Genomic DNA, 20720 nt, shown 5'->3' on the forward strand with positions numbered 1-20720 from the left:
CTCGGCTCTACACACCGGCGTAGAGCGGAGCTTGCTCCGCTTCCTCGTATATCCAACGTGCCCGAACGCCCCACCAGCCAAGCAAGCCCGGCTCCAAGGGTCAGCGATCGCGCGGCTGCCAATCCCGGCGTGCGCGCGCCAGGCGCAGGAACCGTGCGGCCAGTTGCCAACGCGCCGCGCGCGGCAGGCGCGCCAGCTCCTCGCGGGGATCGGCAACGACACCGCCCGGCTGCCAGGCGAACGCGATCCGGTTGCTCATGCGGGGTTCCTCCAGCGCCAGCACGCGTCCGCCAAAGCTGCGCCGCATCCGCACCAGATGCCGGCGCGCGTCGGTGGCGTAGAGATTGACCGCCATCGCCCCGCCTTCGGCCAGCGCATCCCGGCAGTCGTCGTAGAACGCCTGGGTCGAGACCGAGGGCGAGATGCCCTCCGCCTCGTAGGCATCCACGAGCAGCAGATCATAGGCGCCACGACGCTGGCGCAGCATCGCCGCGCCGTCTCCCAGCCGGGCCTGGAAGCGCCCGCTGTTGGCGGGAACGCGGAAGGCATCGCGCAACGCCAGCACGCGGACATCGCTTTCGAACGCCTCGATGGAAGCTTCCGGCAGGTGCCGATGGCAGAACTTGGCCTGGGATCCGCCGCCCAGCCCGATGATTCCGATCCGTGGCGGCCGCGGGCGCAGCAGCAGCGCGGCCAGCATGGTGCGGGTGTAGCCGACCTGAAGCAAGTCCGGCCACCAGGTCAGCATGCGGCTCTGGGTCACGTCGCGATTGAATTGCAGCGTGGTGTACCACCAGCCGCGATGGACCCGGGGGGCGCCTTCGTTCACGGCGCCGGATCGTTGGCCACGCCGTGCGGGACGTGGCCGGCGGCCACGTGCGGGCGTGCGCTGTCGATGTTGTGCTGGGAATCGTCGAAGAAGATGTCGGCGCCGAAGGCGTCCAGGAATGGCCCCTTGTGACGTCCGCCCAGGAACAGCGCTTCGTCCAGGCGCACGCCCCACTCGCGCAGCGTGCGGATGACCCGTTCGTGCGCCGGCGCCGAACGGGCGGTAACCAGCGCGGTGCGAATCGGCGAGTGCTCGCCGGCCGGGAACATTTCCTGCAACTGGTGCAGTGCCGACAGGAAGCCCTTGAACGGTCCGCCCGACAGCGGCGCGCGCGCATTCTCGCGTTCGTGCCGGCCGAACGCTTCCACGCCCTGCTCGCGCGAAATCCGCTCGCTCTCGTCGCCGAAGATCACCGCGTCGCCATCGAAGGCGATCCGCAACTGGTCCTCGTGGCGCTGCCGGTGCGCCTGCGCCGGCAGGATGGTGGCCGCGGCGATGCCATGCTCCAGCGAACGCCGTACCGAATCCGGGTTGGCGGACAGGAACAGGTCCGCCCCGAACGGCCGGATGTAAGGCCAGGTCGGCTCGCCGGAGGTGAACACCGCGCGCACGATGCCCAGGCCGTGGTGCTGGATGGAATTGAAGATGCGCAGGCCGGTGTCGGCGGAATTGCGCGACAGCAGGATGACCTCCACCCGCGGCGTGTCGTCGGGCGCGCCGGCATTCAGCGCCAGCAGCTTGCGCACCACCGGGAACGCGACGCCCGGCGCGAGCACGTCGTCCTCGTGCTTGCGCTGGTGGTCGCTGTAGGCATCCACGCCCTGGCGTTCGAACAGCGCGTGGCTGTCCTCCAGATCGAACAGGGCGCGCGATGTCACCGCGACGGTCAACAGGCGGGGGGTATTGTCGGCCATGCGCACAGTATCCGCCATCGCGGGGCTTCCCCGCGAGCCGGCCCCGCCCCGCCCGCCGCCGCTCAATCCTCGGTCGAATCCACCATGAAGCGCGCGGGCGGACCACGCCGGTAATCGCGGGTCACCGCACGCACCTCGACCTCCATGCGCAGCGGCTTCTGCTGCGCGGGCGCGTCATCCGGCCACAGGAACAGCAGTTCGGCGCGGCGGCTGTTGCTGATCACCCGTACCGGTTCGGCCGGAAACACCGCATAGCTGGTGTCCGCCGAAACCACCCGGAACTCGAAACCGATGTCTTCCAGTCCGTAATCGCCGCGCGGCCAGTCCAGGCGCACCCCCAGCAGGCCCGAACCGTCGCAGGTGCCGGCCATGCCGCCCAGCCCGCGGGTAATCTCGGTGACCTTCAGTTCCGGCGCGCGCAACGTGTCTTCCGGCGCGTCCGTGGGCGTGGCCCCGGCCTGCAGTTCGAAAGGCGCCATGTGCGTGTTCAGTCCGCACGCCTGCACGCCCTGCGCGGGCAACAGCGCGCAAAGCCCCCACAACCACCAGTGTTTCATCCCCTGACTCCTGTTCGGCATCGGACTACCCCGTCCGCACTCCTCCCGGTGCCGGACGGCCCTGACGTTGCTTGCTGCATGGCGGCGTCCCCACGCCGCTTCCCCGCACCGCCCGTTACACCACGAACTGTTCGCTGAGGATACGTTCCTCCAGATTGTGCTCCGGGTCAAACAACAGGGTCACGGTTCGGTCCTGCGATTCGCGGATCGTCACCTCCACCACGTCGCGGACTTCGTGCGAGTCGGCGGTGGCGCTGACCGGCCGCTTGTACGGGTCCAGCACCCGGAACCGCACCTCGGTGTTCGCGCGCAGGATCGCGCCGCGCCAGCGGCGCGGGCGGAAAGGCGCGATCGGGGTCAGCGCGATCGTGCTCGAACCCAGCGGCAGGATCGGACCATGCGCGGAGAAGTTGTAGGCGGTGCTGCCGGCCGGCGTGGCGGTCAGCACGCCGTCGCAGATCAGTTCGTCCAGCCGGGTCTGTCCGTTCAGATCGATGCGGATGTGCGCGGCCTGGCGGGTCTGGCGCAGCAGCGAGACCTCGTTGTAGGCCAGCGAGCCGGTACTGGCGCCGGATTCGGTCAGCGCCAGCATCTCCAGCGGCCGCAGCTTGGCCGGCTCGGCCTGGGCGAGCCGGTCCAGCAGATCCTCGCTGCGGTACTGGTTCATCAGGAACCCGACCGTTCCCAGCTTCATGCCGAACACCGGTTTGCCCAGGCTACCGTGCCGATGCAGGGTCTGCAGCATGAAGCCGTCGCCGCCGAGCGCGCACAGCACGTCGGCTTCCTGCGGATCCTGGCTGCCGTGCAGGGCGGTCAGTTCGGCCAGCGCGCGCTGCGCTTCGGCGGCCGGACTGGCGAGAAAGGCGATGCGGGGCGTCTGGCTCATCCCGGGTTCCTGGTGGCTTGCCGGAGAGGATAACGGCAGAAGCCCGGGATTGGATGACCGCGATGCCATCCGTTCCGGGCCGCGCAAAAAAACAGGCCGGGTTGCCCCGGCCTGTTTTCGCCATCACGAGCGCCGCGATCAGCCCTGCGCGGCCAACTGGCCCAGTCGCTGCACGGCCACCGAAGCGGTCGGATAGTCCAGCGTCTTCTGCGCGGCCAGCTCGTTGAGCATGGCCAGGGTGAAGCGCAGGCCGGCGTCACCGCGCTGCAGCCATGCCTGGACCTTGGCGTCGGCGGTGTTGCCGGGCATCGACAGCACCTGCGAGGTCAGCGTGCGCTGGTGGTTGGTCAGCTCGTCGCGCAGCACGCCACGGGCCACCGCATGCCAGCGCCCGTCGACCTTCAGCGCGTCGACCTGATCCACCAGCCACGGCAGGTGCAGGGCTTCGCCCAGGCGGTAGTGGACCTTCGACACCTCGACCGGCTTGAGCTTGCGGGCACGCGCCAGTTCGATGATGTCGCAGGATGGCTCCAGGTACGGCAGCGCCGCCAACTGGCCCGCGAGGCCGGCCGGCAGGCCCTTGTCCTTCCAGGTCTGCAGGCTGGCGTTGTACGCCGGACGCAGCGAGTCCGGCAGCACGCCGTCGGCGGCCCGGATCTCGTTGAAGCCGTCGTAGTAGCGCTCCACCGCGGTGGCGATCGCCGGGATTGGACCCTGGCGGGTCAGCAACCAGCGGGTGAAGGTACGCTGCACCGACCAGATCACCTGCAACGCGTCGATCTGTACCGACTCCGGCACCTTGCCGTCGAGAGCGTCGATCTGCACCCACAGCTCACGCGCGTCCAGCGTCTCGCGGGTGATGGTGAAGGCCTTGGCGACCTCCGCCGGGCTGCGGCCGGTGTCCTCCTGCATGCGCAGCAGGAAGGTCGCGCCCATCCGGTTGATGGTGGTGTTGGTCACCGCGGTGGCGATGATTTCGCGCTTCAGGCGGTGCTTCTCCATGTCCGCGGCGTACTTCTTCTGCAGCGGCTTGGGGAAGTAGCGCTGCAGTTCCTTGGACAGGTACGGATCTTCCGGGATGTCCGAATCCAGCAATTGCTGGAACGCCACCAGCTTGGAGTACGACAGCAGCACCGCCAGTTCCGGCCGGGTCATGCCCTGCCCGCGCGCCTTGCGCTCGGCCAGTTCCGCATCCGAGGGCAGGTACTCGATCTGGCGATCCAGCAGGCCCTGGGATTCCAGGGTCTGGATGAAGTGCTGCTTGGAACCCAGGCGCGCCGCGCTCATCCGCTCCATCAGGCTGAGCGCCTGGTTCTGGCGGTAGTTGTCCCACAGCACCAACTGGGCGACCTCGTCGGTCATGTCCGCCAGCAACTTGTTGCGGGCATCCATGCGCAGCTTCTTCTCCTGCACCACGCCGTTGAGCAGGATCTTGATGTTCACCTCGTGATCCGAGGTGTCCACGCCGGCGGAGTTGTCGATGAAGTCGGTGTTGAGCAGCACGCCATGCTGGGCGGCCTCGATGCGGCCCAACTGGGTCAGACCCAGGTTGCCGCCCTCGCCGACCACCTTGCAGCGCAGGTCGCGCCCGTCCACGCGCAGGCCATTGTTGGCGCGGTCGCCGACATCGGCGTTGGTCTCGCTGCTGGCCTTGACATAGGTGCCGATGCCGCCATTCCACAGCAGGTCGACCGGCGACTTCAGGATCGCGCTCATCAGTTCGTTGGGCGACAGCGACTTCACGCCGTCAGCCAGGCCCAGCACCTCGCGCACCTGCGGAGTGATCTCGATCGACTTGGCGGTACGCGGATGGATGCCGCCGCCCTTGGAGATCAGCTTGGTGTCGTAATCGGCCCAGCTGGAACGCGGCAGCTTGAACAGGCGCTGGCGCTCCTGGAAGCTGCGCGCCGCTTCCGGCGACGGGTCCAGGAAGATGTGGCGATGATCGAACGCGGCCACCAGGCGGATGTGCGGCGACAGCAGCATGCCGTTGCCGAACACGTCGCCGGACATGTCGCCGATGCCCACGCAGGTGAAGTCCTGGGTCTGCGAATCGCGGCCCAACGCGCGGAAATGGCGCTTGACCGATTCCCAGGCGCCGCGCGCGGTGATGCCCATGCCCTTGTGGTCATAGCCAACCGAACCGCCGGAGGCGAACGCGTCGCCCAGCCAGAAGTTGTGGGCGATGGCCAGGCCATTGGCGATGTCGGAGAACGTCGCCGTGCCCTTGTCGGCGGCGACCACCAGGTACGGATCGTCCTGATCGTGGCGGACCACGTTCAGCGGCGGAACGATCTTGCCGCCGACGATGTTGTCGGTGATGTCCAGCAGGCCCTGGATGAACATCTTGTAGCAGGCGATGCCTTCGGCCAGCACCGCGTCGCGATCTCCCCCCACCGGCGGACGCTTGACGAAGAAACCGCCCTTCGCGCCGACCGGCACGATCACGGTGTTCTTCACCATCTGCGCCTTGACCAGGCCCAGCACCTCGGTGCGGAAATCCTCGCGGCGATCCGACCAGCGCAGGCCGCCGCGGGCGACCGGGCCGAACCGCAGGTGCACGCCTTCCACGCGCGGGCCGTACACGAAGATCTCGCGATACGGACGCGGCTTGGGCAGATCCGGCACCTTGGCCGAATCGAACTTGAAGGCGATCGTGTGGGCCGGCTGGCCATCCACGCCAATCTGGTAGTAGCTGGTGCGCAGGGTCGCCTCGATGGCGCCGATGAAACCGCGCAGGATGCGGTCCTCATCCAGGCTGGACACGCGATCCATCAGCTTGAGCAGCGCCTTGTGGGTCGCCTCGACCTGTTCCTCGCGCTTGCCGCCACGGGCGTCCAGCACCGGTTGCAATGCCGTCAGCGTGGCTTCGTCGCCCTGCGCCAACGCGCGCAACTGGGCGGCGAAACGCTCCTGGCCGGCCTTGATTTCGGCCTTGCTCTCATGGCCGACCGCCGGATCGAAACGCGCCTCGAACAGTTCGACCAGCAGGCGAGCGAGCAGCGGGTAACGGTTCAGCGTCTCCTCGACGTAGCTCTGCGAGAACGGCACGCCGGTCTGCAGCAGGTACTTGCAGTAACCACGCAGCATCGCGATCTGGCGCCAGGCCAGGCTCGCGCCGAGCACCAGCCGGTTGAAGCCGTCGTTCTCGGCGTCGCCGTGCCAGATCCGGGCAAAGGCTTCCTCGAACTGCGCGTGCAGGCGATCGGTATCGATCGCGCCGCCCACCGCTTCCACCTCGAACTCCTGGATGTAGACCGGCTCGGCGGCCTCCAGCCGGAACGGGTGTTCGGAGATGACCCGCAGGCCCATGTTCTCCATCAGCGGCAGCGCGTCCGACAGCGGAATATCGGCCTGCTGGCGATACAGGTTGAGCCGCAACCGGCCCTCGCCGGCGCGCGCGCGGCGCGAGCGGTGCAGGCTCAGGCGCAGCGCGTCCGGACCGTCGAGCGCGGCCAGGTTCTCCACGTCGTTGGCGGCGAATTCCGGTGACACCGTTTCGATGTAGCCGGCCGGCAGCGCGCGGCCGAAACGGCTCATCAGCTTCAGGCCCTCGCCTTCGCCGTGGCGCGCGATCAGCGTCTCGCGCAAATCGTCCTGCCAGTTGCGCAGCAGGTGGGCGATGTCGGCTTCCAGCGCGGCGGTGTCGACGTCGATCTGCTCGCCGGCCTTCGGGCGGATGGTGAGGTGCAGCTGCGCCAGCGGCGACTCGCCCAGTTGCACGTTGGTGTCGACGTACTCGCCATGCAGGGCCTGCTTCAACAGCGCCTCGATGCGCAGGCGCACGTCGGTGTTGAAGCGATCGCGCGGGATGTACACCAGCGCGGAGAAGAAGCGGCCATAGCGATCACGGCGCAGGAACAGCTTGCTGCGCACGCGCTCCTGCAGGCCGAGGATGCCCATCGCGGTGCGGTTGAGTTCTTCCTCGCTGGACTGGAACAGTTCCTCGCGCGGCAGGGTTTCCAGGATGTGGCGCAACGCCTTGCCGCTGTGGCTGCTCGGCGACAGGCCGGAATTGCGCATCACGAATTCATGGCGCTCGCGCACCAGCGGGATTTCCCACGGACGGCGGTTGTAGGCGCTGGACGTGTACAGGCCGATGAAGCGCTGCTCGGCGATCGGGGTGCCCTTGGCGTCGAATTCCAGCACGCCGATGTAGTCCATGTTGCCCGGGCGATGCACGTTCGAGCGGCGGTTGGTCTTGGTCAGGATCAATGCATCGACCGAACCGGATTGCGGCATGTAGTGCGCGGCCAGGGTCTTGACGCTGCGCGGCGTCGAGGCGTCGTCGCCCCGCAGCAGGCCCAGGCCACTGTCTTCCACCGCACGCAGGATGCCGTCGCCATTGCCCTTCTCCACGCGGTACTCGCGGTAGCCGAAGAAGGTGAAGTGGTCATTGGCGGCCCAGCGCAGGAATTCCTGCGCCTCGTGGCGGCCGGCGTCGCTGATCGGCAGGCGGCGGGTGGCCAGGTCGTCGGCCAGCGTGAGCATCTTCTCGCGCATCACGCTCCAGTCGCGGACGATCGCGCGCACTTCTCCCAGCACCTGGCGAATGCGCTGTTCGATGCGCGGCATGTCGCCGGCCTGCTGGCGATCGATCTCCAGCACCATCAGCGATTCCGGCTTGCCCTCGCCCACCGCGGTCGCCTTGCCGGCCTTGTCGCGGGTGAAACGCACCAGCGGGTGGCCCAGTACGTGCACGCCCACGCCCATCTCCGCCAGCGCCATGCTGACCGAGTCGACCAGGAACGGCATGTCGTCGTTGATGATCTGCAGCACGGTGTGCGGCGCTTCCCAGCCATTGGCCTGGGCGGTGGCGTTGAACACGCGCACGTTGGCGGTGCCGGGCTTGCGCGCCCGCGCGAATTCCAGCATGTCGGCGGCGATGGCCGCCCAGATTTCCGGTGCGTGGTGCGGATACTCGTCATCCGCCATCCGCTTGTAGAACGCTTCGGTGAAGGCCAGCGCCTCGGCCTGACGCGCCGCCGGCACGCGCTTGCGGATGGCCGCGTAAATCGGCTCCAGCGAGAACACCGCCGGCCCCTTGCCCGCGCTGCCCGCCGGGATGGTCTTGACCGCCTTGCTGGTCTTGCTGGCCGCGGCCTTGCCCGCTGCCCCCGCGGCCTTGGCCGCGCCGGTCTCCGGTCGGGCAGCCACCTTCTTGGTCGGGGTCTTCTTCGGCGTCACCGCCTTGGCGGACTTGGCCGCGGCCGGTTTGGGCTTCTGTTTCTTCGGGGCTTTCTTGGAGCTGCGCACAGCGTTCATGCAGATGGAGACTCTACGATTGGTAGTCGAATGGTCATTGTATCCCCCGTCGCCATGACAAAACTTGTTGCGCGGCGTCATAAGAAGGGGTTGCAAAGCACTAGACGAAGGACTAGGCGATTTGCCTCATCGGTGATTCCCGGTGCGATGACGGAGCCATGCGCATGCCGATGGAATCCCCATCGGGGAACCTCTGGCGCCTCCAGCATGAATGGCGCCCTTTGCACACACGCCAAGCCGCCTTTCAAGCCTGTTCAAATTCTAAACTGGACGGTATAGTCCAACGCCTTATGTCGTCCGTCCTCCCCTCCTTCGCCGCGATCCAGCGACGGCAACGCGTGCACGCGGCCGTCCGCGAGTTGCTGGCCGAACAGGGATTCCGGATCAGCATGGACGCGGTGGCCGCCCGGGCCGGCTGCTCCAAGCAGACCCTGTATGCCCAGTTCGGCAGCAAGCAGGCGCTCCTGCGCAGCATGATCGACGAGCACCTGGACCTGACCACCGTTCGCCTGGAGGACGGTCCCGGTACCGGCAACGATGTCCGCGGGACCCTGCTCGCCTTCGCGATGGAGCATCTGGCCCACCTGTGCGATCCTTCGGTGGTCGCAACCAGCCAGTTGCTCACCGCGGAGGCCCACCAGTTTCCCGAAGAGGCGAAAGCGCTGTACCGGGACGGTTGCGAGCGGCTGACGGAACGGCTTGCCCGCTGGCTCGCCTCGGCCATGGAACGCGGCCTGCTGAAGCAGGACGATCCGCACCTGGCGGCCGAGTTGCTGTTGAGCATGATTACCGGCCTTGATTTCGAACGGCAGCGCTTCGCCGTACCGCATCGACGCAGCCTCGCGGCCCGCCGCCGCTGGGCCGAGTTCGCCGTCGACGGGTTCCTCCGCGCCTTCCCGCCCGCCATCGGCAGGGCGGCGGCGGCGGACGCCCCCTCTATACCCCCCCAAGAATTCCAAATCTGACACGGAGCTCCACCGATGACCGCCCCCGTCCGTTCCGTCGCCCTTTGCTGTGCCCTCGCACTGGCACTGGCTGCCTGCAGCAAGAACCAGGAACAGCCGCAGATGCCGCCACCCGAAGTCGGTGTGGTCAAGGCCAATCCGCAGACCGTGCCGCTGGAGCGTGATCTGGTCGGCCGGTTGTCCCCGGTCCGCAGTTCCGACGTGCGCGCCCGCGTCTCCGGCGTGCTGGTCAAGCGCGTGTACCAGGAAGGCACCGACGTGAAGGAAGGCCAGGTGCTGTTCCAGATCGATCCGGCGCCGCTGCGCGCTTCGCTTAGCGCGGCGCAGGCCAACCTGGCCTCGGCGCAGGCGACCTACGCCAACGCCAAGGTCTCCGCCGATCGCGCCCGCCAGCTGGCGCCGCAGAAGTTCGTGTCCAAATCCGACCTGGACAACGCCGAGGCCGCCGAACGCAGTGCCGCCGCCGCGGTCCAGCAGGCCCGCGCCAACGTCGAGACCGCACGCATCAACCTGGGCTACGCCAGCGTCACCGCGCCGATTTCCGGCCGTGCGGGCAAGCAGCAGGTGACCGAGGGCGCGCTGGTCGGCCAGGGTGAAGCCACCCTGCTGACCACCGTCGATCAGCTCGATCCGCTGTACGTCAACTTCTCGATCAGCGCGGCCGAACTGGAAGCGCTGCGCAGTGCCCAGAGCGGAGGCAACGTGCAGTTGTCCGACACCGGCACCGCCCAGGTCCAGGTCAAGCTCGCCGACGGTACGATCTACGACCAGCCGGGCACCCTGGATTTCTCCGGCGTGGTGGTGGATCCCGCCACCGGCAGCGTCTCGCTGCGCGCTACCCTGCCCAACCCGGATCGCAAGCTGCTGCCCGGCGCCTTCGTCACCCTGCGCGCCACCCTGGGCCAGCAGAACAATGCCTTCTTGATCCCGCAGGGCGCGATCCAGCGCGACACCCAGGGCGCCTATGCGATGGTCGTCGGCCAGGACGGCAAGGTCGTGCGCAAGCCGGTGGATGCCAAGCAGGCCGTCGGCGCCAACTGGCTGATCACCAGCGGCCTGGCCGCCGGTGACCAGGTCGTCGTGGACGGACTGCAGAAGGTTCGCGAAGGCGCTCCCGCCAAGCCCGTGACCGCCGGCGCCAAGCCGGCACAGCCGGGGGCCGCGGCGGGCCAGAAGCCCGCGGCCGCCGAAGGCGCGAAGCCGGAAGGCAAGGCCGAATAAGGATCCGCCCCCATGCCCAAGTTTTTCATCAACCATCCGGTCTTCGCCTGGGTCGTGTCGATCCTGATCTCGCTCGCGGGCGTGATCTCGATCCTCAACCTGGGCGTGGAGTCCTATCCCTCCATCGCCCCGCCGCAGGTGACGGTCAGCGCGAGCTATCCCGGCGCCAGCGCCGAGACCACCGAGCGCTCGGTGACCCAGGTCATCGAACAACAGCTCACCGGTATCGACAACCTGCTGTATTTCAGTTCCACGTCGAGCTCTTCCGGTCGCGCGACGGTCACCCTGACCTTCCAGACCGGCACCGACGCCGACATCGCCCAGGTCCAGGTGCAGAACAAGGTCGCGCTGGCGACCCCGCGCCTGCCGTCCGAGGTGACCGCGCAGGGCGTGGTGGTGGCCAAGGCCAACGCCGGCTTCCTGATGGTGGTGGGCCTTCAGTCGGACAATCCGGCGGTGGATCGCAACCACCTCAACGACATCCTGGCCTCGCGCGTGCTTGACCAGGTCTCGCGCATCCCCGGCGTCGGCAGCACCCAGCACTTCGGTTCCGAGTACGCCATGAACCTTTGGCTGGATCCGGGCAAGCTGCAGGGCTACAACCTGTCCTCCAGCGAGGTGCTGGCGGCGGTCAAGGGCCAGAACGTGCAGTTCGCCGCCGGTTCGGTCGGTTCCGATCCGGCGCCCGAGGGCCAGGCGTTCACCGCGACCGTGTCGGCCGAGGGCCGGTTCACCTCGCCCGAGCAGTTCGAGAACATCATCCTGCGCGCCAACAGCGACGGTTCCACCGTGCGCCTGAAGGACGTGGCGCGGGTCGAGTTCGGCGCCCAGAACTACGGCTTCGACACCCAGTACAACGGCAAGCCGGTCGGCGCCTTCGCCATCCAGCTGCTGCCGGGCGCCAACGCGCTGAACGTGGCCGAGGCCGTGCGCACCAAGATGGACGAGCTGCAGCCCAGCTTCCCGCAGGGCGTGTCCTGGTTCTCGCCGTATGACACCACCACCTTCGTGACCATCTCGATCGAGGAAGTCGTCAAGACCCTGTTCGAGGCGATCCTGCTGGTGTTCCTGGTGATGCTGATCTTCCTGCAGAACTTCCGCGCCACCATCATCCCCACCCTGGTCATCCCGGTCGCCCTGCTGGGCACGTTCTGGGGCCTGAGCGTCATCGGCTTCACCATCAACCAGCTGACCATGTTCGCGCTGGTGCTGGCGATCGGCATCGTGGTGGACGATGCGATCGTGGTGATCGAGAACGTCGAGCGCATCATGGCGGAAGAGAAACTGCCGCCGCGCGAGGCCACCATCAAGGCGATGGATCAGATCACCGGCGCGGTCATCGCGATCACCGTGGTCCTGGCGGCGGTATTCATCCCGTCCGCGCTGCAGGGCGGCGCCTCGGGCGAGATCTACAAGCAGTTCGCGCTGACCATCGCCATCTCGATGGCGTTCTCGGCGTTCCTCGCGCTGGGCTTCACTCCGGCGCTGTGCGCCAGCTTCCTCAAGCAGCACGAGCATGACAGCCACGAGAAGAAGAACATCGTCTTCCGCCTGTTCGAGAAGTACTACGCCAAGGTCGAGAAGACCTACGTCGGCCACATCGGCGCGGCAATCCGGCATACCCCGCGCTGGATGGTGGTGTTCGCGCTGCTGACCGTGCTGTGCGGCTTCCTGTTCACCCGCATCCCGAGCAGCTTCCTGCCCGAGGAAGACCAGGGCTACGCGCTGGCGATCGTGCAGTTGCCACCGGGCAACACCATGAGCAAGACCAATGAGGTGTTCACCCAGATCCGCGGCACCCTCAGCCAGATGGAGGGCTTCGAGGGGATGATGCAGGTGTCCGGCTTCAGCTTCCTGGGCCAAGGCGAGAACGTCGGCATGGCGTTCATCAAGCTCAAGCCGTGGGACGAGCGCGAGGTCGTGGTCACCGACTTCATCCAGCAGGCCAATGGCGCGCTGTATGGCATCAAGGGCGCGCAGATCTTCGTGGTCAACCTGCCCACCGTGCAGGGCCTGGGCCAGTTCGGCGGCTTCGACATGTGGCTGCAGGATCGCAGCGGCGCCGGCGAGGCCGCACTGCTGGCCGCCCGCAACACCCTGCTCGGCAAGGCGGCACAGGACAAGACCCTGGTCGGCGTGCGCCCGAACACCCTGGAAAACGCCCCGCAGCTGCAGCTCAGCGTGGACCGCGTGCAGGCCCAGGCGATGGGACTGTCGGTGGGCGACATCTACACCTCGATCCAGCTGATGCTGGCCCCGGTGTACGTCAACGACTTCTTCTATCAGGGCCGTATCAAGCGCGTGAACATGCGCGCCGATGCTCCATACCGCACGGGCGCCGAGTCACTGGGCCGCATCTACACGCCCAGCAGCCTGCAGACCGACGCCAGCGGCGGACGCGCGATGATCCCGCTGTCCACCGTGGTCCATTCGGAGATGGGTTCGGTGCCGCCGTCGCTGTCGCGCTACAACGGCTATGCCGCCGTCAACATCAACGGCGCGGCCGCTCCGGGCAGTTCCTCCGGCCAGGCGATGACCACGATGGAGAACATCGTGACCAACGATCTGCCGCAGGGCTTCGGCTATGACTGGAGCGGCATGTCGTACCAGGAAATCCTGGCCGGCAACAGCGCCACGCTGCTGATGGTGCTGTCGATCGTGGTGGTGTTCCTGTGCCTGGCCGCCCTGTACGAGAGCTGGTCGATTCCGGTGGCGGTGCTGCTGGTGGTGCCGCTGGGCGCCCTGGGCGCGCTGGCCTTCACCATGATGCGCGGCCTGTCGAACGACATCTTCTTCAAGATCGGCCTGATCACCATCATCGGCCTGGCCGCCAAGAACGCCATCCTGATCGTCGAGTTCGCGGTCATGGAGCGCAAGATGGGCAAGACCCTGCGGGATGCGGTGATCACCGCCGCCCACCTGCGTTTCCGCCCGATCCTGATGACCTCGTTCGCGTTCATCATGGGCGTGCTGCCGATGGCGATCTCGTCCGGCGCCGGCGCCAATGCCCGCCACGCCATCGGTACCGGCGTGATCGGCGGCATGCTGGCGGCGACGTTCCTGGGCCTGCTGCTGATTCCGGTGTTCTTCGTCGCGGTGCGGCGCGTGCTCGGCGACAAGATGGACGAGCCGTCCCGCGAGTACCTGGAGGCGCACGACGCGCCCACCTCGCGCTGACGCCGCCAAGGCGCGCCAACGCACACGGAAACCCCGGCCTGGCCGGGGTTTTCCGTTTCTGGCGGATGCGATTCAAGGCATGCGCGGTGCAGTCGCCATTTTTGTAATGGCCATTATTTAACGCGCGGGAGGTGACTTCCTTCCCTTCCGGCGTCCCGTCTCATCCCGTGATAATCGCGCGATCCAAGATGTCGATCCGGGCCCCGCCCGTTCGTCGTCTTCCTGAATCCCCCACCATCGATGCCCGCCATGACACGGAACGCCACTGCACGGAAACCTCCTTCCACCACCCGCCGCATGGTCCTGATGCTGCTGGGCGTGATCCTGATCTTCGGTGGCGTGTTCGCCATCAAGGCGTTCATGAACCAGGGCATGAACCAGTTCTTCGACAACATGCCCCAGCCGGCCTCCACCGTGACCGACTGGACCGCCAAGCGGGAACGCTGGGTCGATGCCCAGCAGGCGGTAGGCACGTTCGTCGCCATCCAGGGCACCGACGTGACCACCGAGGCCGGTGGCGTGGTGCGCGAGCTTTCGATCAACGTCGGCCAGCCGGTCAAGGCAGGCGCGGTGCTGGCGCGGTTGAATACGGCCAATGAACTGGCGGTGCTGCGTTCGCTGGAAGCTTCCGCCAAGCTGGCCGCCGTCCAACGCGATCGCTGGCAGGCGCTGGCCCGCGACAAGCTGGTCTCGCAGGCCGATGCCGAGGAGCGCAGCACCCAGGCCGCGACCGCGCAGGCCCAGGTCGAGGCGCAGCGCGCCCTGATCGCGCAGAAGACCATCACCGCGCCGTTCAGCGGCGTGCTCGGCATCCGCAAGGTCAGCCTGGGCCAGTACCTGAGCCCGGGCGACGCGATCGTCACCCTGCAGACGCTGGATCCGATCTACCTCGACTTCACCCTGCCCGAGCAACGCGTCGGACAGGTGACCCGCGGCAGCCGGATCCGTGCCACGGTCGATGCGCTCCCCGGCCAGGTGTTCGAGGGCGAAGTCACCGCGGTGGAACCGCTGGTCGATGTGGCCACCCGCAACTTCAAGGTCCAGGCGACCCTGGTCAATCCCGACGGCGCATTGCGTCCGGGCACCTTCGCCCATGTCGGCTTCGATACCGGCAGTGCGCAGGACGTGGTGGTGGTGCCGCAGACCGCGGTCAGCTTCAATCCCTACGGCAACGCGGTCTACGTGATCCAGGAAATCGCCCGTGCCAAGGGCGAGACCGACATGCAGGGCAAGCCGTTGACCGGCAAGAAGCTGATCGTCAAGCAGCGCTTCGTCAAGACCGGCGCCACCCGTGGTGACCTGATCGCGATCACCGAGGGCCTCAAGGCCGGCGAACGGGTCGCGACCACGGGCCTGCTGAAGCTGCGCAACGACGCCGAGGTGGTGGTCAACAACAAGGTCCAGCCGAGCGCCAACGCCGCGCCGGCTCCGGAAAACCGTTGACGGAGACCCGGCGATGAAATTCACCGACATCTTCATCAACAAACCGGTGCTGGCGGTCGTCGTCAGCCTGTTCATCCTGCTGTTCGGGCTGCGCTCGTTCACCGAGTTGAACGTGCGCCAGTATCCGGAACTGCGCAACGCGGTGGTCAACATCAGCACCACCTACTACGGTGCCGATGCCGACCTGATCCAGGGCTTCATCACCACCCCGCTCGAACGCGAGGTCGCCAGCGCCGAGGGCATCGAGTACCTCAGTTCGACCAGTTCGGCCGGCGTCAGCCTGATCCAGGCTTACATCCGCCTGGATCAGGATCCGAACGAAGCGCTGACCCAGATCGCCGCCAAGGTCAACAAGATGCGTGGCCAGCTGCCGCCGGAGTCCGAGGACCCGGTGATCGACTTGCAGCAGGGCCAGCAGATCGCGGCGATGTACGTGTCGTTCGCTTCCGAGACCCTGGACAACAACCAGATCACCGACTACCTGACCCGCGTCGTCCAGCCCAAGCTGGTGACCGTGTCCGGCGTGCAGCGCGCCGACATCCTCGGCGCCGGCACCTTCGCCATGCGCGTCTGGCTGAAGCCCGACCGGATGACCGCGCTGCGGGTCACCGCCAGCGATGTCGCCAACGCCCTGCAGAACAACAACGTGCTGTCGGCGGTGGGTTCGACCAAGGGCGAGATGGTCGCGATCGACATGACCGCACGCACCGATCTGCGCAACGCGGACGAGTTCCGCCGCCTGATCGTGCGCGAGGAGAACGGCGCGATCGTCCGCCTGGGCGACGTCGCGGACGTGGTCCTGGGCTCGGAGAATTACGGTACATCGGTGCGCATCAACGGCGAAGCGGCGACCTTCATGGGCATCTTCGTCGCCCCGGACGCCAACTCGCTGGACGTGATCAAGGAAGTGCGCAAGCTGTGGGACGGTGAAATCGTGCCGCAGCTGCCGGAAGGCATCAAGGCGACGATTCCCTACGACAGCACCGAGTCCATCCAGGATGCCATCGACGAGGTGGTCAGCACGATCGTGGAAGCGGTGATCATCGTGATCGTGGTGATCTTCCTGTTCCTGGGCTCGCTGCGCAGCGTGCTGATTCCGGCGGTGACCGTGCCGCTGTCGCTGGTCGGCGCGCTGTTCCTGATGCTGCTGATGGGCTTCACCATCAACCTGCTGACCCTGCTGGCGATGGTGCTGGCGATCGGCATCGTGGTGGACGACGCCATCATCGTGCTGGAGAACATCCATCGCCACATCGAGGAAGGCATGTCGCCCTATGACGCCTCGATCAAGGGCGCGCGCGAACTGGCCTGGCCGGTGGTGGCGATGACCACCACCCTGGTCGCGGTCTATCTGCCGATCGGTTTCCAGGGCGGCCTGACCGGCGTGCTGTTCACCGAGTTCGCCTTCACCCTGGCCGGATCGGTGCTGCTGTCGGGCGTGATCGCCCTGACCCTCAGCCCGATGATGTGCGCCAAGATCCTCAAGCCGCACAGCGCCGGCGGCAAGGGCAAGCTGGAGAAGTGGCTGGACGCCCGCTTCGAGACCCTGCACCGCAGCTACCAGCGTCGCCTGCACGGCACCCTGGAAACCAAGGCGGTGATCGGCATCTTCGGCCTGCTGGTGCTCGCCTCGTGCGCCTTCCTGTACACCTCCGCGCCGCAGGAACCGGCGCCGCTGGAAGACGAAGGCTTCATCTTCTCCATCGCCAGCGCCGATCCCTACTCCACGCTGGACTACGTGGAGCGATACACCGAGGAAGTCACCACGATTGCCAAGGGCGTGCCCGAGATCCAGGACTACTTCCTGTTCAACGGCGGTTTCGGCGGCAGCGGTGGCGGCGCCAGTCCCAGCGCCATGGCCGGCTTCGTGCTCAAGCCCTGGAGCCAGCGCGAGCGTTCGACCAAGGCGGTGCTGGAGCAGGAACTGCAGCCGAAGATGAGCGGCGTCAGCGGCCTGAACGTGTTCGCGCTGGTGCCCCCGTCCCTGCCCAGCGCGGGCGGCGACGGCGGTGGCGAGTTCATCATCGGCGGCGTGGGCGAGCTGAGCCAGCTCAACGAGCTGGCCGACACCATCCTGCAGAAGGCCATGGCCAGCAAGCGCTTCATCTTCCTGGACAAGGACCTGAAGATCGACAAGCCGCGCATCGAGGTGGAGATCAACCGCGACAAGGCGGCCAGCCTGGGCATCGACATGCGGACGCTCGCGGCCGACATGTCGGCCATGCTGTCGGGTGGCTATACCAACCGCTTCGCGATGCAGAACCGCTCTTACCTGGTGATTCCGCAGGTGCAGCGCAACGATCGCCTCAACGCCAGCGATCTCGAGAACTACTACACCCGCACCCGCGACGGCGAACTGGTGCCGCTGTCGACCATCGTGACCCTGAAGGAAAGCGCGCAGCCGCAGTCGCTCAAGCGCTTCCAGCAGCTCAATGCGGTGTCGATCACGTTCGCGCCGCGTCCCGGCGTCAGCAAGGGCGAAGCCCTGGCCATCCTGGACCAGGCCGCCAAGGAAGTGCTGCCGCAGGGCTACTCGGTCGACTACGCCGGCGAATCGCGCCAGTTCAAGCAGGAGGGTTCGGCGATGCTGATGACCCTGGTGCTGGCCCTGATCGTGATCTTCCTGGTGCTGTCGGCGCAGTTCGAGAGCTTCCGCGACGCACTGATCATGCTGCTGACCGTGCCGATGGCGATCTGCGGCGCGTTGCTGACCTTGAACGTGCTGGCGCTGGCCGCGCAGATCCTGCAGATGATGGGTATCGAGGCCTTCCCCGGGATGAGCATCAACATCTACACCCAGGTGGGCCTGGTGACGCTGGTGGGCGTGATCTCCAAGCACGGCATCCTGATCGTGGAGTTCGCCAACAAGCTGCAACTCGAACGTGGCCTGTCCAAGCGCGAGGCCATCGAGGAAGCGGCCGCCATCCGCCTGCGCCCGGTGTTGATGACCACCGCCGCGCTGGTGTTCGCGATGATCCCGCTGCTGATCGCCACCGGCCCGGGCGCCGCGTCGCGGTTCTCGATGGGCGTTGTGATCGCCTCGGGCATGACCATCGGCACCATGTTCACCCTGTTCGTGCTGCCGGCGTTCTACCTGTACCTGGCCCGCGACCATTCCCGTGAACGTGCCCATGCGGGAGAAACCGCTCCGCCGGCCCTGCCCAGCGAACCCGCGCCCGGGCACTGAAAGACGACGAATCCGTCGTGATTGCAAGGAAAAGCCCCGGCCATGCCGGGGCTTTTTCATTTGTGTACCCGCTGGATCGCGAGGCGGTTTGGGAATCCTCCGATGGTGTGGGCTGGCGCACTGGCACAGGCTGGCATCTCCTTTCCCCGCTTCCACCCGACACCATGTCCCACGAATCCCGGCGCCGCCGGTCGGTCTCCGGCCGGGTGCTTCTGCTGCTGGCCATGATGCTGCCGGTACTCATCCCCGGAACGGCAATTGCGCGGACGATTTACGGCAGCGCCACCGGCCATGGTTACGCTGAGTTGTTCGCCGGGCAGCCCGGCCGCGTGTTCACCGCGCCGGCCTACTCGGAACGGGGGCATTCGGTCCGCAATATCCACGTCAGCAAGGAGGAGTACGGCCGGGAGAAAATCGAGGATCCGCGTGCGCGCTTCCAGCCGTACATCGATGGCCAGGACGTCGACGTGTGGCTTGCGTACGATGGCGTCACGGTGGGTGAACGCAGCTTTCGTTTCGACGACGCACGGACATTCGGCGAAGAGACGTCCGCAACGCATCACCCGATGTACGCCGACCTGCACGTGGCACCGCGCCACGGTGATCGCCCGGCCCTGTTCTGCATCGAAAGCCATCCCGGCGACGAGGATGCCGGTGTCTCCGAGATTCCGCTCTTCCTGCTCGTCGACCCATTGTCGGCGCGGGCCCGACTGTATCGCCTGCCTGGGCTGTTTACCTCCTGCGCGGCCGTGACCGCCACGCCGGATGGACAACTCTCGTTCCCCGCCGTCCACCGTGTCCGCGATGAAAACGGGCAGCCTATCGGCGCCCGCCTAATCGACCATCGCATCGACGGGGAACGCTTCGTGGAGACCGGACGCCTCCGCACGGTCCGCTTCGTCGATCCGCCCGACCCATTCCGGTTCGTTGTCGATTCCGATTGATTCCGGCCTTCCATCGACGATCGGGCGGTTTGCCGGCGCGGTTCGGCAGTACCGGGCCATGAAAAAACCCCGGCAAGCCGGGGTTTCTCATCCGGGTCCTTCCGTCCCTTGGGAGCGGAAAGGCGCGGCCGGCTCAGCGCAGGCCGGTTTCGTTGCGGGCGATGACCAGGCGCTGGATTTCGCTGGTGCCTTCGTAGATTTCGGTGATCTTGGCGTCGCGGAAGTAGCGCTCCAGCGGCATTTCCTTGGAGTAGCCCATGCCGCCGTGGATCTGCACGGCCTGGTGGGTGATCCACATCGCCGCCTCGGAGGCGGTCAGCTTGGCAATCGCCGCCTCGTTGCTGAAACGCTGGTCCTGGCCCTTCACCCAGGCCGCGCGCAGGGTCAACAGCAGCGCAGCGTCCAGCTTGCACTTCATGTCGGCGATCTTGGCCTGGGTCATCTGGAAGGTGCCAATCGGCGCACCGAAGGCCTTGCGCTCCTTCACATAGGTGATCGTCGCCTCATAGGCTGCTCGGGCCACGCCGATCGCCTGCGAGGCGATGCCGATGCGTCCGGCGTCCAGCACCCCCATCGCGATCTTGAAGCCCTCGCCTTCGGCGCCCAGCACATCCTCGGCAGCCACCACGTAGTCGGTGAACTCGATTTCGCAAGTGGCCGAAGCGCGGATGCCGAGCTTGGGTTCGGTCTTGCCGCGGTGGAAGCCCGCCTTGTCGGTATCGACCAGGAACGCGGTGATGCCGCGCGCGCCCTTGTCCGGTTCGCTCATCGCGAACAGCACGATGTACTTGGCGACCGGTCCGGAGGTGATCCAGCTCTTCTTGCCGTTGATCACGTAGCTGCCGTCGGCCTGCTTGAGCGCGCGGCAGCGCATGGCGGTGGCGTCGGAACCGGACTGCGGCTCGGTCAGCGCGAAGGCGCCGATTTCCTTGCCTTCGGCAATCGCGCGCACGTACTTCTGCTTCTGCGCTTCGGTGCCGAACTTGAGGATGCCGTTGCAGAACAGCGAGTTGTTCACCGACATGATGGTCGAGTGGGCCGCGTCACCGGCGGCGATCTCGACCATCGCCAGCACGTAGGCAATCGGGTCCATGCCGGCGCCGCCGTACTCGGTCGGCACTTCGATGCCCATCAGGCCGTTCTCACCGAGCAGGCGGATGTTCTCCAGCGGGAATTCGCCGGTCTTGTCGTGGTGCTCCGCACTGGGGGCGATCTTTTCCTGGGCAATCCGGCGCGCCACGTCCTGGATCATCAACTGCTCTTCGGTGAATGCGAAATCCACGGCTAAAACCCCTCACTCCAAAATATTTTGAATACCAATTGTAACCCGGC

At 66.7% G+C, this 20720-nt stretch carries 12 protein-coding genes; 6 read left to right on the plus strand and 6 right to left on the minus strand.

What is annotated here, in order from left to right:
• Nucleotides 1–100 precede the first annotated feature (100 nt).
• The 5 genes from FHW78_RS13805 to FHW78_RS13825 form a co-directional block, all read right to left on the minus strand.
• The gene (locus FHW78_RS13805) at nt 101–829 is read right to left on the minus strand and encodes a transferase (protein WP_343205570.1); all 729 of its coding nucleotides are present in this window, start codon (nt 827–829) and stop codon (nt 101–103) included.
• Nucleotides 826–1743, minus strand: a complete 918-nt coding sequence (locus tag FHW78_RS13810; RefSeq protein WP_183641724.1) for a 5'-nucleotidase — start codon at nt 1741–1743, stop codon at nt 826–828. The genes FHW78_RS13805 and FHW78_RS13810 overlap by 4 nt, the downstream gene beginning before the upstream one ends.
• A gap of 62 nt (nt 1744–1805) precedes the next feature.
• The gene (locus FHW78_RS13815) at nt 1806–2300 is read right to left on the minus strand and encodes a hypothetical protein (protein WP_183641726.1); all 495 of its coding nucleotides are present in this window, start codon (nt 2298–2300) and stop codon (nt 1806–1808) included.
• Nucleotides 2301–2415: 115 nt separating this feature from the next.
• The gene (locus FHW78_RS13820) at nt 2416–3186 is read right to left on the minus strand and encodes an NAD kinase (protein WP_183641728.1); all 771 of its coding nucleotides are present in this window, start codon (nt 3184–3186) and stop codon (nt 2416–2418) included.
• A gap of 138 nt (nt 3187–3324) precedes the next feature.
• Entirely contained in the window at nt 3325–8451 is a 5127-nt protein-coding gene (locus FHW78_RS13825; RefSeq protein ID WP_183641730.1) for an NAD-glutamate dehydrogenase domain-containing protein, read from the minus strand.
• A 290-nt stretch (nt 8452–8741) separates the two neighbouring features.
• Here FHW78_RS13825 and FHW78_RS13830 point away from each other — a divergent pair, with 290 nt between their 5' ends.
• From FHW78_RS13830 to FHW78_RS13855, 6 genes are all read left to right on the plus strand, one after another.
• On the plus strand, nt 8742–9416 hold the full coding sequence (locus FHW78_RS13830) for a TetR/AcrR family transcriptional regulator (protein ID WP_183641732.1): 675 nt from the start codon (nt 8742–8744) through the stop codon (nt 9414–9416).
• Between the two features lie 15 nt (nt 9417–9431).
• Complete coding sequence (locus FHW78_RS13835; protein WP_183641734.1) at nt 9432–10637, plus strand: efflux RND transporter periplasmic adaptor subunit; 1206 nt, start codon at nt 9432–9434, stop codon at nt 10635–10637.
• A 12-nt stretch (nt 10638–10649) separates the two neighbouring features.
• On the plus strand, nt 10650–13814 hold the full coding sequence (locus FHW78_RS13840) for a multidrug efflux RND transporter permease subunit (protein WP_183641737.1): 3165 nt from the start codon (nt 10650–10652) through the stop codon (nt 13812–13814).
• 249 nt (nt 13815–14063) lie between these two features.
• The gene (locus FHW78_RS13845; protein ID WP_183641740.1) at nt 14064–15257 is read left to right on the plus strand and encodes an efflux RND transporter periplasmic adaptor subunit; all 1194 of its coding nucleotides are present in this window, start codon (nt 14064–14066) and stop codon (nt 15255–15257) included.
• 13 nt (nt 15258–15270) lie between these two features.
• Entirely contained in the window at nt 15271–18444 is a 3174-nt protein-coding gene (locus FHW78_RS13850; protein ID WP_183641743.1) for an efflux RND transporter permease subunit, read from the plus strand.
• A gap of 164 nt (nt 18445–18608) precedes the next feature.
• Nucleotides 18609–19388, plus strand: a complete 780-nt coding sequence (locus FHW78_RS13855; protein WP_183641746.1) for a hypothetical protein — start codon at nt 18609–18611, stop codon at nt 19386–19388.
• Between the two features lie 133 nt (nt 19389–19521).
• Here the strand turns inward: FHW78_RS13855 and FHW78_RS13860 are convergent, their stop codons facing one another.
• The gene (locus FHW78_RS13860; RefSeq protein ID WP_183641749.1) at nt 19522–20670 is read right to left on the minus strand and encodes an acyl-CoA dehydrogenase family protein; all 1149 of its coding nucleotides are present in this window, start codon (nt 20668–20670) and stop codon (nt 19522–19524) included.
• Between the last annotated feature and the right edge of the window lie 50 nt (nt 20671–20720).

The organism is Pseudoxanthomonas sp. OG2, assembly GCF_014192765.1.
In the GTDB taxonomy this organism is placed as follows: domain Bacteria; phylum Pseudomonadota; class Gammaproteobacteria; order Xanthomonadales; family Xanthomonadaceae; genus Pseudoxanthomonas_A; species Pseudoxanthomonas_A beigongshangi.

What these genes read in the sequence shown, in the direction of transcription:
- FHW78_RS13810 (WP_183641724.1), bottom strand. Translation starts at nt 1,743, where the DNA reads ATGGCCGACAATACCCCCCGCCTGTTGACCGTCGCGGTGACATCGCGC.
- FHW78_RS13815 (WP_183641726.1), bottom strand. Translation starts at nt 2,300, where the DNA reads ATGAAACACTGGTGGTTGTGGGGGCTTTGCGCGCTGTTGCCCGCGCAG.
- FHW78_RS13820 (WP_183641728.1), bottom strand. Translation starts at nt 3,186, where the DNA reads ATGAGCCAGACGCCCCGCATCGCCTTTCTCGCCAGTCCGGCCGCCGAA.
- FHW78_RS13825 (WP_183641730.1), bottom strand. Translation starts at nt 8,451, where the DNA reads ATGAACGCTGTGCGCAGCTCCAAGAAAGCCCCGAAGAAACAGAAGCCC.
- FHW78_RS13830 (WP_183641732.1), top strand. Translation starts at nt 8,742, where the DNA reads ATGTCGTCCGTCCTCCCCTCCTTCGCCGCGATCCAGCGACGGCAACGC.
- FHW78_RS13835 (WP_183641734.1), top strand. Translation starts at nt 9,432, where the DNA reads ATGACCGCCCCCGTCCGTTCCGTCGCCCTTTGCTGTGCCCTCGCACTG.
- FHW78_RS13840 (WP_183641737.1), top strand. Translation starts at nt 10,650, where the DNA reads ATGCCCAAGTTTTTCATCAACCATCCGGTCTTCGCCTGGGTCGTGTCG.
- FHW78_RS13845 (WP_183641740.1), top strand. Translation starts at nt 14,064, where the DNA reads ATGACACGGAACGCCACTGCACGGAAACCTCCTTCCACCACCCGCCGC.
- FHW78_RS13850 (WP_183641743.1), top strand. Translation starts at nt 15,271, where the DNA reads ATGAAATTCACCGACATCTTCATCAACAAACCGGTGCTGGCGGTCGTC.
- FHW78_RS13855 (WP_183641746.1), top strand. Translation starts at nt 18,609, where the DNA reads ATGTCCCACGAATCCCGGCGCCGCCGGTCGGTCTCCGGCCGGGTGCTT.